This is a genomic window from Paenibacillus sp. LS-5, from assembly GCF_056121505.1.
Map to the genome: position 1 here is coordinate 139,927 of NZ_JBWAVA010000015.1, position 11,882 is coordinate 151,808.

The 11,882-nt window shown below is 48.9% G+C and carries 12 protein-coding genes; 5 read left to right on the forward strand and 7 right to left on the reverse strand.

The genetic code is table 11. The features are described 5' to 3' along the window. Positions 1-2: 2 nt before the first annotated feature. From AC0MA3_RS20265 to AC0MA3_RS20275, 3 genes are all read right to left on the reverse strand, one after another. Positions 3-1,304, reverse strand: a complete 1,302-nt coding sequence (locus AC0MA3_RS20265; RefSeq protein WP_474657500.1) for an amidase — start codon at positions 1,302-1,304, stop codon at positions 3-5. A 128-nt stretch (positions 1,305-1,432) separates the two neighbouring features. Beyond that, positions 1,433-1,870, reverse strand: coding sequence for a hypothetical protein (locus AC0MA3_RS20270; protein WP_474657501.1), 438 nt, complete (start codon positions 1,868-1,870; stop codon positions 1,433-1,435). A 12-nt stretch (positions 1,871-1,882) separates the two neighbouring features. After that, positions 1,883-2,326 (reverse strand): LytTR family DNA-binding domain-containing protein, encoded by a 444-nt coding sequence (locus AC0MA3_RS20275; RefSeq protein WP_474657502.1) that lies wholly within the window; start codon positions 2,324-2,326, stop codon positions 1,883-1,885. 506 nt (positions 2,327-2,832) lie between these two features. On the opposite strand from AC0MA3_RS20275, the gene AC0MA3_RS20280 reads away from it, so the two are divergent. After that, on the forward strand, positions 2,833-3,648 hold the full coding sequence (locus AC0MA3_RS20280; protein ID WP_474657503.1) for a sugar phosphate isomerase/epimerase family protein: 816 nt from the start codon (positions 2,833-2,835) through the stop codon (positions 3,646-3,648). A gap of 60 nt (positions 3,649-3,708) precedes the next feature. On the opposite strand, the gene AC0MA3_RS20285 is transcribed toward AC0MA3_RS20280, so the two are convergent. After that, a complete protein-coding gene (locus tag AC0MA3_RS20285) occupies positions 3,709-4,464 on the reverse strand; it encodes a MerR family transcriptional regulator (RefSeq protein ID WP_474657504.1) in 756 nt (251 codons plus the stop codon). Between the two features lie 230 nt (positions 4,465-4,694). Between AC0MA3_RS20285 and AC0MA3_RS20290 the strand changes: the two genes are divergently transcribed. Both AC0MA3_RS20290 and sigJ read left to right on the forward strand, forming a co-directional pair. Then, the gene (locus tag AC0MA3_RS20290; RefSeq protein WP_474657505.1) at positions 4,695-6,014 is read left to right on the forward strand and encodes a phytoene desaturase family protein; all 1,320 of its coding nucleotides are present in this window, start codon (positions 4,695-4,697) and stop codon (positions 6,012-6,014) included. Positions 6,015-6,018: 4 nt separating this feature from the next. After that, positions 6,019-6,915: an RNA polymerase sigma factor SigJ gene (gene sigJ / locus AC0MA3_RS20295; protein WP_474657506.1), complete on the forward strand. Its 897-nt coding sequence runs from the start codon at positions 6,019-6,021 to the stop codon at positions 6,913-6,915. Between the two features lie 303 nt (positions 6,916-7,218). On the opposite strand, the gene AC0MA3_RS20300 is transcribed toward sigJ, so the two are convergent. Further along, on the reverse strand, positions 7,219-7,635 hold the full coding sequence (locus AC0MA3_RS20300) for a DUF1259 domain-containing protein (RefSeq protein ID WP_474657507.1): 417 nt from the start codon (positions 7,633-7,635) through the stop codon (positions 7,219-7,221). A 164-nt stretch (positions 7,636-7,799) separates the two neighbouring features. Continuing rightward, positions 7,800-8,684: a GNAT family N-acetyltransferase gene (locus tag AC0MA3_RS20305; RefSeq protein WP_474657508.1), complete on the reverse strand. Its 885-nt coding sequence runs from the start codon at positions 8,682-8,684 to the stop codon at positions 7,800-7,802. A 218-nt stretch (positions 8,685-8,902) separates the two neighbouring features. Between AC0MA3_RS20305 and AC0MA3_RS20310 the strand changes: the two genes are divergently transcribed. Next, positions 8,903-9,658, forward strand: coding sequence for an alpha/beta fold hydrolase (locus AC0MA3_RS20310; protein WP_474657509.1), 756 nt, complete (start codon positions 8,903-8,905; stop codon positions 9,656-9,658). Between the two features lie 8 nt (positions 9,659-9,666). On the opposite strand, the gene AC0MA3_RS20315 is transcribed toward AC0MA3_RS20310, so the two are convergent. Then, a complete protein-coding gene (locus AC0MA3_RS20315; RefSeq protein ID WP_474657510.1) occupies positions 9,667-9,906 on the reverse strand; it encodes a hypothetical protein in 240 nt (79 codons plus the stop codon). 140 nt (positions 9,907-10,046) lie between these two features. Between AC0MA3_RS20315 and AC0MA3_RS20320 the strand changes: the two genes are divergently transcribed. Further along, positions 10,047-11,738 (forward strand): M3 family oligoendopeptidase, encoded by a 1,692-nt coding sequence (locus tag AC0MA3_RS20320; RefSeq protein ID WP_474657511.1) that lies wholly within the window; start codon positions 10,047-10,049, stop codon positions 11,736-11,738. Positions 11,739-11,882 lie beyond the last annotated feature (144 nt).

An 11,882-nucleotide genomic window follows, 5' to 3' on the forward strand; every position in this document is an offset into this window, starting at 1 on the left:
AATTACAGTTCTTCAGCAATTTGCTGCGCCCAGGTGATCAGCGCCTCATCCTCGCCATGGCTCCCGATACACTGAAATCCCAAAGGCAGGTTGTTTATGCTGGCCGAAGGAATGCTGACGGTCGGGCAGCCCGCAAAGGTCCAGATGGATGTCATCCCCGGCCAGCCGGTACCTTCTCCAAGCTTCGGTGCGGTTCCGCCCTGTGCGGGTGACACCCAGAGATCAATTCCCTCCGTAGCTTGGAGGGTTTTCAGCTCCTGCCGGAGACTGGATTGCTGCCTGCGGTAAGTCTCAAGCTCGCAATCGGTGATTTCCCGGCCGCGAAGAATCGCTTCTCTTACCGGATTCCCGTATAACTCTGCATGCTGCCTGAACATTGAGGCATGCTCACGTGCCATTTCACCCTCCAGAAAACGCAGCATGGCATTCCCATAGATGAATTCATCTTCCCATGGCATTTTCACCTGCTTCACTAAATAGCCCTGCTGCTTGAGAACATCGATCTGGGTGGTAAAGACTGCCTTAACCTCGGGGCTCATCAATTCCATGTATACCCCACCCGGAATACCAAGTACTGGCTTTCTTTTAGATGCTTGCTCCCCCATCCTCCAATCCGGGATAAGCAAGGATGCGGCAACCTGCATATCTGACACACTTTGTGTAAAAAAACCAATGGTATCAAAAGAAGGCGCCAGCAAAATAACCCCATCCAGAGGTACTCTTCCATAACTTGGCTTGAAGCCGGTCACACCGCAGAATGAAGCAGGAGCAGTCACAGAGCGTAGCGTCTGCGTCCCTATTGCCAGCGGACAGATTCCTGCCGCAACTGCTGCTGCTGAGCCCGCACTCGAACCTCCCGGGGTATGGGCAAGATGGTGCGGATTGAGGGTTGCGATTGGACCGTTGTAAGCAAATTCTTCGGTAACTGTCTTTCCGGCCATTAGGACTCCCAGGGAGCGAAGTCGGGAGATCAATGAACCTTCCGGTCCGGTCAGAAGCTCAGCCGGTAAGCAGGAACCGGCCTGAGTAGGCAATCCCTTTACATGCAGGAGATCCTTAATCCCAACCGGAATCCCATAGAGCGCAGGTTTTGTTGCTTCTGCACCATACATCCGTTTTAGACTGTTCATTTCCTCATTCAGCCGATTCTGGACATCAGGCTCCGGGACAAAGGCATGAATCTGCGGCTCAACCTGTTCCAGACGCTGTAGGTATAGCTCATATGATTCCTCAAGCAAGGATTCCGGGCCGTCTGTCTTATTTGGGTCTGCTGTACGGATTAACGAGGCTTTGGCTAATAGCATAAGTTCATCTCCACTTGGAAATATATACAATCTTACTTATCTACGTCGGATATCATCAGTAAGTAGCAAAAAAAGCAAAGGATCATTTCATCCCCTGCTTCTTTGAGCCGTTCCCAATATAAAATTCCTTATGGTCTGCCACCGCTCTGATACTCGTTCAGCTTCTCATTTAGCTGTTTGGCTTCCTTTTTTCCATCAATGTGCAACATCGCGTACACCATGCCCTTGACCACAAGGATGGTAATCATGAATGGGAGCAGCCGCCCATTTTCCCGGAACGGACCCGAGCTGAAGAGCCATAGCCATATAACCACATAAACATCTGCCAGCACAAAACAGATATAGAAGCAGAGCGTTTGCGCTTTTTGACCCAGTCCAGGTGTGCTCACTAATGCATATTTGAAGCAGATAAAAGCCGAAGCCAACAATATAATCTGCCATAATATAGAGGCTTTTACGGAACTGGTTGAGCTAAGGGCCATCACAATGGCCACCAGAATCGTCACACATCCACATGCCGCCAACCAGTCCTTCACCATATAGGATAAGAATTTTCCAGTTTTCATTATGGATCCCCCTCAGAGTCCTAATTTTTGCTTTAAGACAGGAACATATTGCCGGGATATAACAACTTTTTCGCTATTGTACAACAAAGCTTCGAATCTTCCATAAAGGACCGGACTGACAGACTTGATCTTAGCAATATTTAGAATGGTTGATTTGGAAGCTCGAAAAAAGTCCCTGTGTGCATAATCCAGCTCAATCTCATACAGCCTCAGTCTGGATTCGTACACCTTCTCGGCACAATAGATAAAAACCTTGTGGTCCACAGCCTCGAAATAATACACCTCGTTCGGATCAATGATGTGCATTTGAAGTCCGGTTATGCCTACCAGCTTCTTGGAAGCCGCCATGGATGGAATGGAATGCAGCAGCTGGAGCAACGCTTCATCTGGATCATTGCACCTCAAAATAATCTCAGGCTCACTGTCTTCCGGTATGCCCTCAATGGTGATTTTCATATGCATCCCTCCCGTACTTCTGCTTACAAACACAGTATATTTTTGTAATAGTGCAGATTCAATAGGCTTTGCGCAAGCTGCTATCCGGGAGCATTAAGCTGCAGAATTTGAGGTGCATTCTCCCATTTATTTCTCAACAGATACGGACTTAGAATTCGTAATTCCCTTCTGCATAGCCTACAAACAGCTACTTCACAAGAAATAACGCTTCTTCTGTCCGTAAGCCAGCTCAAATGATCAATTCCGGAAAATAACGGTTCTATAGTTCGCATGCTTTGGCCGGCCACCAGCTCTTTCACCCGGACTCTTCCCCTGCCTTATTCGCCGGACAAGTCCAAGAGGCTTCACAGTGAGCGATAACCGCACCACAGAAATTACCGGTGGCATAACTTGCCATTACGATTATGAGTACTGCCACATTCCCCAGTGGAACCCCTGCTGAATATCGCCTATACTAATTTAAGGAAGCGATTGCAAGTCTCTCACAGAACGGAAGGGGCGTATTTATGAAAATATCTGTGTTCTACAACCATATTCTTACCGCAAGCAAACAAGCTGGGATTCCGGTACCGGAGGTGCTCCGCCGGGTGCGCGAATGGGGGATTCAGGCCGTCGAGCTGGATCTGGACGAGGTGCAGCCAAGCCGTGAAGCCATGAAGGAGGATCTCAAGCAAGCCGGAATTTCGGTGGCTTCTATGTACGCTTTTTTTGATTTTGGTAATGCTCCCGCTGGGCAGCCCGGACTCGATTTCATTGACACCGCTAAGTATTTGGGTGCGGATAAAGTGCTGGTTATCCCAGGATTTATTGAGGAATCTGCCGGCGAGGAGCAACGGAATAACTCGCTGCAACAGATGGCTGCGGCACTCCGGGAAATGTGCGAGTACGCGGAACACAAGGGAATAAGAGTCACCCTGGAGGATTTCGATGACAGCCGTGCGCCTTTCGCCACCTCCGCTGAATTGTTGTGGTTTCTGGAGCAGGTTCCGAAGCTGGGTATTACCTTTGACACAGGGAACTTCATCTACAGCGGCGAGGACGAGCTGGAAGCCTTCGGGAAGCTGCAGACGAGAATTATCCATGTCCATTGCAAAGACCGCTCTCTGAAGGAACACCATGCTGAAGCTCCGAAGATCTGTACCAACGGGATGAAGCTGTTTCCGTCTCCAGTCGGCTCGGGTTGCATACCGGTGCATCAAATTCTGGAGCGGCTAGAAGCAATCGGGTACCAAGATACGGTAGCCATTGAGCATTTTGACGCTGTGGATCAGTTAGACTACATGCAGAAATCGGCAGAATGGCTGCAGACCCAATTCAAATAGGACAAAAAGCAAGAGGGAATCGCTGTTCATAGTGACTCCCTCTTGCTGTGAATACCCGTACTACTGCTGTTGTACCGCATACGCATCCGCCGCTGCACTAAGGTAGTACGCCAGTCCGGTCTGCTGCCCTTCAAGCATGCGAAGATGAAAGTCATCGCTGAGAAAAAATCGGTTCTGCGCTGCGAAATCCGTCGCAGACACAAGGTGCCCGTGCTCTCCCAGATAATCCAGATGACGGCGGATTAACTCTGCAATGCTAACGTCGCTGGCCTTCAGTCCCGACCGCAAGGCGTCAGCCATTGCCGTCATAAACGCTGCACCTTCCATTGCCATATCGTTCATCTTCTGAACATTAATAGGAGCGCTAGCATCCATCAGGTCAAAATCCAACGTTTCTTTTAAGTGATCATGCTGCTCTTGCAGAGCTTCTTTCCATTCTTGCTCACTCGCAAGTCCTTTGAACATTTCCGAATCCTTCATAAGCTCGCCTCTTTCTCTGCTTGTTATCGATTTCTTCAAGGTTTCAATAATCGTGTCGAGCCTTTGTCTGCGCAGCAGCAGGAGCTTTTCCTGTTCCACAAGAATAGATAAACGCTCGGGCTCATCCTTCAGCAGCTGACCAATTTGCTCCAGCGTAAAATCCAGTTCCTTATAGAGTAAAATCTGCTGGAGGCGTTCCAGCTCCGGCATCCCGTACAGCCGGTATCCGGCTTCACTGACTTCCGCTGGTATAAGCAGGCCTATTTTGTGATAGTGATGCAGGGTTTTCACCGTAGTTCCGGATAGCTCTACGACCTCCTTCACTGTATACAGCATCCTGATTCCTCCTTTCCATGATGAGATTACAGGCTACCCTAAGGGGAGTGTCAACAGTATTAAAAGAAAATACTGTATCATTCGAATGCACCAGAAATGCTGAAAGCCGTTGAGGAGCTTGCAGGAATCCATCACTTTCTCGAGCTTGCAATTTCGTAACGCTGAGGCATTGTCACAAATCGGCTCCGTTAATCGTCATGTATGTATCAGACCGGAAAGGATGGATATATATGACGCAGAATCACAATGAACCATTATGGGACGTAGTCATTATCGGGGCTGGTATCGCCGGTTTAACCGCATCAATTTATTTAGCACAGGCAGGCCAAACCGTATTATTGCTCGACAAAGGATCACATCTCGGAGGCCGCGCCGTTTCGACCGAGATCGCACTCGCACACGTAAATCTGGGAGCTCACGCTCTCTATAAAAGTGCCCTCCCTATTTTGCAGGAGGTAGGTGTCACACCAACCGGTGCGGCACCAAAACCGCCTGGCGCTTTTGTGTTCGAAGGAGTACATGGTGAGAACAAAGCGCTCCTGCTACCGCAGCTCTTGCTCGGATCCTTCCTGAAGTGGCACGAGAAGACTCAACTTTTCCGCTTCTACAGTCGCCTTCGTACAACAGACACAACAGCTCTGCACAGGGTTAATCTGCAGGCTTATTTGGAATCCCAAATCTCCAGTCCGCGAGTGCGCAGTGTTGTACTTGCGCTCGTTCGCCTAGCCACGTACTGCGATGATCCCAATCTGATAAGTACCGGCGCTGTAATTGAGCAGCTCAAACATGGCCAAGTACTATACGTGGACGGAGGCTGGCAAAGTCTCGTGAACCAGCTGGCGGAACAAGCCCAACAGGCAGGCGTGTCGATCCGCACGAGCTCGCCCGCACGGGAAATTGCAGGCAGCTACCCCCATATGACGGTGACACTAAAGGATGGAACGCAGTTGAGGACCCGTCAGGTACTATCCACTGCCGGACCGGCGAGTACTCTAGCCATCCTCAATCCCCCTCTTCAACAGGCGGAAGCCGAAGTCTATGAGCAGCTTATTCCTGTTCGCGCTGCATGCTTGGATCTTGTCGTAGCCGGGATGCCTCAGCCAAAAACTAAATTCGTATTAGGTGCCGATTATCCTTGGTATTACTCCAACCATTCCACCGTTGCCTCGTTGTCCGATAATCCGACACATGCTGTTGTACATGTCATGAAATATTTGTCGGCTTCGATGGATTCAGACCCCTTGCAAGACCAACACGAGCTGGAAGGATTCCTCGACTTCATTCAGCCGGATTGGCGCAAGCATGTCGTTCAGAGTCGCTTCCTGCCACGAATGCTCGTCTCCCATGCCGTCGTAACCGCAGAGAATGGCGGCCTCTTGGGCAGACCCGGACCTTCGGTCATCGGACGGCCCGGACTGTATGTCGCCGGCGATTGGGTCGGGTCTGCGGGTATGCTGCTTAACGCTTCTTTGGCTAGCGCGAAAGAGTCCGCCCGGCGTATAATATCCGGTAAAGAACCAGATAAAGAAGGGGTGCATCGTGGAGCTTGATTCTATGTATCGGACGTACAGGCCGCTTCTTCTTTCCATCGCGTATCGCATGTTAGGATCTGTCACACATGCCGAGGATTTGGTACAGGACGCATTCGTAACGGTGCAGCAGTTGGACAGCGATAAGGAGGGCGGTCCCATCCGCAATCTGAAAACGTACTTATGTAAAATCGTTACGAACCGCTGTCTCGATTACTTGAAATCCTCGCAAAAAAAAAGAGAGGTGTATGTCGGCCCCTGGCTGCCGGAGCCTCTAGTGCAAGACTATGCGGCCATTGCAGGTTCGCCCTCTGGCGCAGGAATGGACCCGCTTCAAACGATTGTACTGGAGGATACGATATCGTACGCTTTCCTTGTCTTGCTCGATCGGCTGACCCCTATTGAGCGCGCAGTCTTCATTCTTCGTGAAGCCTTCGATTTCGACTATCGCGATATTGCAGACTTCGTAAACAAAACGGAACTGGGGTGCCGTAAGATCTACAGCCGCCTCAAACGAAAAATCCAAGCCGAGCCATCCGTCGAGCTAATCTCCAGCACCCAGTCCGAACAGCTCGTATTGCGATTTCTCCATGCAACGGCTACTGGTAATATGGAGGGGCTCTTAGCGATGCTCTCCGAGGACATCGTGCTGTACAGTGACGGAGGCGGCAAGGTTAGTGCGGCAATTAAACCTATTACGTCTAGCCAGCGTGTCCTCGCATTCATTCAAGGGCTTGTATCCAAGGGCGATGGCACAGGAGGCGTGCGGCTCATCAAGGTCAACGGACAGCTTGGTTTTGTATTAAGCAGTCCTTCCGAGCCTTTTCCCACCGTCGTTAGCTTGGCGTTTAGAAACGGCCGTATTGAGCAGATTTATCTCATACGCAATCCGGATAAACTGCAGCATTTGAATTTTGGATGAAGCTTATTAAAATAAATAGAGGATAACTTGATATTTTATACTCAGTGGAGGGTTGGAGGAAAAGACAATTTTGGGGTTCTGTCTTCTCGAACTAATGGGGAGTTGCTATTTACATTTTACATTCTTACAGCAAATCAGAGATGGTTTATTCCATTTGGGAATTCAAGAAATAATTACGATTGGCAATTATAAAGCCCTGTAAATAAGCGGTAGTCTAAAACGTCATCCCTTATTTTAGACTACCGGTAAATACATTAAAATGGGTTAGTTTATACAACATATTTTTCCGGAGCTAATTAAGACTTAGCCAAGAAACCGGATAGAATCCTTCGTTTTTCTTGCAAAAGCAACGGGATTATCGATGGACTCCCAGTGAATGTACATCAAACGCGGATTTTCGTTCAGCCAGTGATTATGGAGTGCTGTTACTTTTATTCCGTGTCTTTGCAGATTTCGAATCAGACGATTCGCCTGATTTTGAAAGACAGCCGTTTCACCCAGGCATAGGGCACGACCCGACGAGTCCAATGATTCGAACGAAAAAAGTTGATACCGCACTAAAGGCGACTTCGTTTTTCTTCCTAAAATACTTGCGTTAAATCGTCTTGACCGGCTGACAAAGCAAACGGGGCCTGGATCAATTTCATGTTCCCCACCAAGAATTTTCGAGAACTGATCACATAGCCTTTTAAACCGTTGAGTTACTTTTACCTGAGCCATAAGGCACCTCCTTTTAGTTACGGTGATATCTTATGGAATCACTCTAAAAAATGATTGTATGGCTACCTATTACTATCCACCCAAAAAGCCACAGACGGGATAGTGGTATTTGACCCAAATGAGCCTGAGATTTTCAGTCAACTATTTTTTGTTCGGCGCTTGAACTATCGTCCCTTCTTCCACACCCCAAACTCCACTTCCATCTCAAATCCGATACGCTGGTAAAAAGGCTGCATGGGACCTGTATAGACTTTATTCATACCGAGTGACCGCAATCGGTTCAACGCCTCATAGACTACCGTCTGGCCCAGTCCTTTCATTCTGTAGTCCGCATGAGTTCCCACAGGTTCAAGAATCCCAATCCGGTTTACCTCATCCACAAAAGCAATGCAGAAAGCGACCACCTCTCCCTGCTCATTGACCAGTGATAAGTCCAGCTCCGGACGGTAGCCTGGTGCTTGACGGATGCCCCCGTATAATTGCAGCATTTGCTCTGCATGTTGGGTTCCAGGGTAGTTAAACGCCAGAATATGCCCTTGTGCCTTTGCACGGTCTGGCACCTCTTCCCCGCTTTGAAGCATTAAGCCCACAGGTATATTTACCGGAAAATCCTTCTCCAGCAGGATGGAGATTATATTATCGCTCTCGTTCGGGAGAAGCATATACCCCCTGCTCCGGGCCATCTCTTGCAGCTGTGTCATCCGTTTGGGCACGGCAAGCTTCACGGCAACCGGAACAGACTTGTCTTCGATGAATCGGAACATCTCACACAGAAGCTCTTCCTGCGGATTCTCGCTATCCAGCTGGAAATAGAAATCCCCATCTCTGCAGACTACAGCGGCGAGCTCCCCATTGTCATATTCCCATAGTCCGATATTTTGTTCCCATTCAGGAAGTACACCCGCTCTAAGTTGATAGAAAAAAATCTCAAATTCAAAACGGGCAATCGTCCAGCTGCTTGGCCGGTTTAACTTGGAGTGGGCTTGAGACAGAAACCGGGTCACCTTTGTCATATCGTCCGAAGTATAGTTTCTATAATAGATGGCCATATGTATACGTCCCCCTTAGCATTGTCTTACTTTAATTGTAAGTGTTTTACTGTTCACGACATATGCAAAGTTCAACTGTAAAATGTTTTTGCCCGTGGAACGCCTGCTCTTCCTGCAGCTGGTAATGATAATACACGTAGCGTGCTACCATCTCCCGTGACATATCCATATTCTAGGAGTACAATGAAAGGAACATTTGTTCTTACAAGGAGGATATTGTGCCCTATATCCAGTGGAGTAACTTAGAGTTGTTTTATGAAAAGATGGGTACCGGAGAGCCTGTTATCTTCCTGCATAGTGCATACTCAAGGGGGATACTGGCATTTGCGAGTCAAATCCTTGATTTCCAGAATGTGCACACCTGCTATTTCCCGGATTTCAGGGGACATGGCAGAACCCGATGCGGGAATCTGTCCTGGAGCACCCCACAGCTGGCGGATGATATTGCAGCATTTATGGAGCAGATGTCAATTCCCAAAGCGCATTTGATCGGTTATAGTCTGGGGGCAGGAGTGGCTATGTATGCCGCGGTAAATACGCCGGAGCGTGTAGTTTCAATGACGGCCATCGGCTGCAGCGGGTTCAAGGAGCCGTCCGGTGCGGATGAGTATGAGCCGGAATGGCTTACTGCACACGGCAAGAACGTTATCATTCATCAAATGCTCGAACGGCATGAAGAAGCACACCGCGGAAACTGGCAGGAATTCATGCGGCAGAGCGCCGCAGATTGGCGGTTATTCCCCCAACTAACCGAAGAGCAGATACACAGTATTGATTGCCCTTCGCTGTTTATCGCCGGGGAGCATGATCCCTTTGTCCAGGAAGACCAGCTGCAGCATTTGACTACTCTGGTAGGTAACTCACAGTATCTTGTTGTACCAGGAGGCAGCCACCGGCCGCACATGCTGAGAGAGAATCCTGTAATGGTAAATGATGCTATCCTACAGTTTTTGAAACGGCATCCTATGGTTTAGGTCCGCCATTACGAATTTTTCTGAGAAGCTATACTGACAAAGGGGAGGGGCTGTAGCGGATTAACATGATATCCAGGCGGATAGAACTGATGGGGAACAACATTGGACATCATTCCATAAGACATGGTTTCCTGATACCCCGAAGGCAAGTTGTCCTTGACCGTCTGTCTCAGCTTCATGATGGCCCTCTTCCGCTCCTCAGGCAGCTGGCTGATATAATCTTCGTGACTGGTCGATTCGTAGTTCATCTATTCTCCTCCTATCTGATATCTGCAGGATTACCTTCATATGGAAATACAAACATAAACTTAGTGATTTAACTTCTTCCAGATACTATAATAAAAGCAATATGTTTCAGTAAGCTACCCGAAAGGATGTTGATGATTACATGAGATTTAGCGAATACCGGTACGAACGGCCTGACGTAGAGAATCTGAAGACTGGATTTACTGAGCTTCTAAAGGGTTTAAGCGCGGACAGTCTGGATGAGCAGAGGGCTGCTTTTACCGCGATTAATAAGCTGCGTAATGAATTTGGCACTATGGAGACCCTGGTCAGCATCAGACACTCGATTAACACGGAAGATGAATTCTACAAGGCTGAACAAGATTACATGGATGAAGTTGGACCGGTGATTCAGGAGTACATAACGGACTACTTCAGAGCTCTCGTGAGCTCTAAGTTCAGAGCGGAGTTCGAACAGGAATGGGGGACACAGCTGCTGCAGATTGCTGAAATCTCGCTTAGAACGTTCAGCCCGGACATTATCGAAGACCTGCAGCTGGAGAACAAACTGTCCACTGAATATTCCCAGCTTATCGCCTCCGCCAAAATACAGTTCGAAGGGGAAGAACGGACCTTGTCCCAACTCGCCCCGTTCGAACTGTCCACAGACCGGGATATGCGCAAGCGGGCATCCGCAGCCAGGTACCAATTCATGGCTGAACATGAACCTGAATTTGACCGTATATTCGGCGAACTTGTCCAGGTGCGTACCCGTATGGCCCACAAGCTCGGCTATAGCAGTTTCGTTGAACTCGGCTATGACCGGATGCTGCGTACAGACTACAACGCAGATATGGTCGCCAATTTCCGCAAGCAGGTACAGGAGCATATCGTTCCCGCTTCCCGCAAGCTGAAGATACGCCAGGCTGAGCGTCTGGGTCTTTCGCAGCTGAAATTTTATGATGAAAGTCTAAACTTTAACAACGGTAACGCAACTCCCAAAGGCGATCCCGATTGGATCATCGCTAACGGAGCCAAGATGTACCAAGAATTGTCCCCTGAGACCGATGAGTTTTTCAGCTTTATGTTGGAGAATGAACTCATGGACCTGGTCAGCAAAAAGGGTAAACAATCTGGCGGATACTGTACCTACCTCAGTGAGTATGAGGCTCCATTTATTTTCTCCAATTTCAACGGAACCTCGGGGGATATCGATGTGCTGACCCATGAAGTCGGTCATGCTTTCCAAGTATACCAGAGCCGGCATATTCAATTGCCTGAGTATGCTTTCCCAACCTATGAAGCTGCGGAGATCCACTCGATGAGTATGGAGTTTTTCGCTTGGCCCTGGATGGATCTGTTCTTCAAGGAGGATGCTGACAAGTACCGTTTTAACCATCTGGGCGACAGCCTGCAGTTCATCCCTTATGGGGTTGCCGTAGATGAATTCCAGCATTTCGTCTATGCCAACCCGGAGGCGACACCTGCTGAACGCAAGCTGGGCTGGCGGGAAATTGAGAAGAAGTACCTGCCTCTGCGTGATTATGACGGCAATGATTATCTGGAGCAAGGAGGGTTCTGGCATAAGCAGGCCCACATCTTCCGCTCTCCGTTCTACTACATTGACTACACCTTGGCCCAGCTATGCGCTTTTCAGTTCTGGAAACGGTCGAATGAGGATTTCAACTCGGCATGGGCCGACTACCTGCGGCTCTGCAAGGCTGGCGGAAGCCTGTCTTTCCTACAACTGGTCGAGCTGGCCGGACTGAAATCCCCCTTTGAGGACGGCTGTATCAGCTCCGTAATTGGTGATATTGAAGGCTGGTTGAACAACGTTGACGATAAGCAGCTGTAACTGCATTTCAGCTCTATGAACCTTATTGTGCAAGCGAAAAAGGAACCCTCTACCATCATGTGGGTTCCTTTTCGTATTATTAGGTCAACCGGAAAACTTCTGGTTGGCCTATTTCTGTAGGTGTTTTAAGATGGCGGTAGCCGG

Bases quoted from the DNA above. Each gene is read 5' to 3' on its own strand.
- AC0MA3_RS20265 (WP_474657500.1), bottom strand. From the start codon at position 1,304: ATGCTATTAGCCAAAGCCTCGTTAATCCGTACAGCAGACCCAAATAAG.
- AC0MA3_RS20270 (WP_474657501.1), bottom strand. From the start codon at position 1,870: ATGAAAACTGGAAAATTCTTATCCTATATGGTGAAGGACTGGTTGGCG.
- AC0MA3_RS20275 (WP_474657502.1), bottom strand. From the start codon at position 2,326: ATGAAAATCACCATTGAGGGCATACCGGAAGACAGTGAGCCTGAGATT.
- AC0MA3_RS20280 (WP_474657503.1), top strand. From the start codon at position 2,833: ATGAAAATATCTGTGTTCTACAACCATATTCTTACCGCAAGCAAACAA.
- AC0MA3_RS20285 (WP_474657504.1), bottom strand. From the start codon at position 4,464: ATGCTGTATACAGTGAAGGAGGTCGTAGAGCTATCCGGAACTACGGTG.
- AC0MA3_RS20290 (WP_474657505.1), top strand. From the start codon at position 4,695: ATGACGCAGAATCACAATGAACCATTATGGGACGTAGTCATTATCGGG.
- sigJ (WP_474657506.1), top strand. From the start codon at position 6,019: ATGTATCGGACGTACAGGCCGCTTCTTCTTTCCATCGCGTATCGCATG.
- AC0MA3_RS20300 (WP_474657507.1), bottom strand. From the start codon at position 7,635: ATGGCTCAGGTAAAAGTAACTCAACGGTTTAAAAGGCTATGTGATCAG.
- AC0MA3_RS20305 (WP_474657508.1), bottom strand. From the start codon at position 8,684: ATGGCCATCTATTATAGAAACTATACTTCGGACGATATGACAAAGGTG.
- AC0MA3_RS20315 (WP_474657510.1), bottom strand. From the start codon at position 9,906: ATGAACTACGAATCGACCAGTCACGAAGATTATATCAGCCAGCTGCCT.
- AC0MA3_RS20320 (WP_474657511.1), top strand. From the start codon at position 10,047: ATGAGATTTAGCGAATACCGGTACGAACGGCCTGACGTAGAGAATCTG.